Raw genomic sequence first — 1,075 nt, 5'->3', positions numbered from 1 at the left:
CCGACGTGGTGGCCGCGCGCTGGCGCGTGGAGGCAGCCACCCAGGGCGTGAACAGCGCGCGCAGCGAGTTCTATCCCAACATCAACATCGGTGCGTTCATCGGGCTGAACGCGCTGGGGCTGGACAAACTGTTCAACGGCAGTTCGCGCCAGATGGGCGTGACGCCCGCGCTGCGGCTGCCCCTCTTTGACGGCGGCCGCCTGCGTGCCCAGCTGGGCGGGCGCCAGGCCGAACTGGACGCCGCCATTGCGCAATACAACGGGGCCGTGCTCGACGCTGTGAAGGAGGCAGGCGACGCCGTGGCATCCGTCCAGTCGCTCACACGCCAGCAAACGCTGCAGGACGACGCCGCCGCCAGCGCCGAAAAGGCCTACCGCTTTGCCCAGGAGCGCTACCGCGCCGGTCTGGGCAACTACCTCGTGGTGCTCTCCACCGAAAGCCAGGTGCTGGCCCAGCGCCGCCTGGCCGTGGACCTGCGCGCGCGCCAGCTCGACACCCGCCTGGTGCTCATGAAGGCGCTGGGCGGCGGCTGGACCGACGACACCGCCACGCTGCACACCGCAGCCAACGCCGGCACACCCACCGCGCACTGACCGCACCGCACCCCCGACACAAAACCACACAACAACATACCTCGGAAGTACCACTGCCATGAGCGAACCTCTCACCGCCACCGAAGCCAACACCGCCCGCCGCCGGGGCCTTACCGTCATCGCTGCCGCAGTCGCCATTGCCGCCATCGGCTGGGGCGGCTGGCACTGGGCCAATGGCCGCCATGTGGAGACCACCGACAACGCCTACGTGGCCGGCAACGTGGTGCAGATCACCCCGCAAATCGGCGGCACGGTGGTCTCCATCGGTGCGGACGACACCGACTACGTGAAGGCCGGCCAGTTGCTGGTCAAGCTCGACCCGGCCGACGCCCGCGTGGCGCTGGAGCAGGCCGAGGCCCAGTTGGCGCAAACCGTGCGCGAAGTGCGCACGCTGTATGCCAACAACGCCACCCTCAAGGCCCAGGTCAGCCTGCGCAACGCCGACCTGGCCCGCGCCCAGGCTGACGCCGCCCGCATGCAGG

General features: G+C 69.8%; 1 protein-coding gene and 1 pseudogene. Both read left to right on the top strand.

Annotated elements, in window-relative coordinates; translation table 11 throughout:
* A partial coding sequence (locus ACDELDRAFT_RS22900; protein ID WP_005801555.1) for a TolC family protein occupies nt 1-593 on the top strand: 593 nt, incomplete at its 5' end.
* A 58-nt stretch (nt 594-651) separates the two neighbouring features.
* Nucleotides 652-1,075 (top strand): annotated as a pseudogene (locus tag ACDELDRAFT_RS22895) (biotin/lipoyl-binding protein); the annotation flags it as partial.

This window comes from Acidovorax delafieldii 2AN, from assembly GCF_000175235.1.
Taxonomy (GTDB): domain Bacteria; phylum Pseudomonadota; class Gammaproteobacteria; order Burkholderiales; family Burkholderiaceae_C; genus Acidovorax; species Acidovorax delafieldii_B.
Note: the sequence above shows the minus strand (reverse complement) of the source record. Positions and strands in the feature narration are given on the sequence as shown.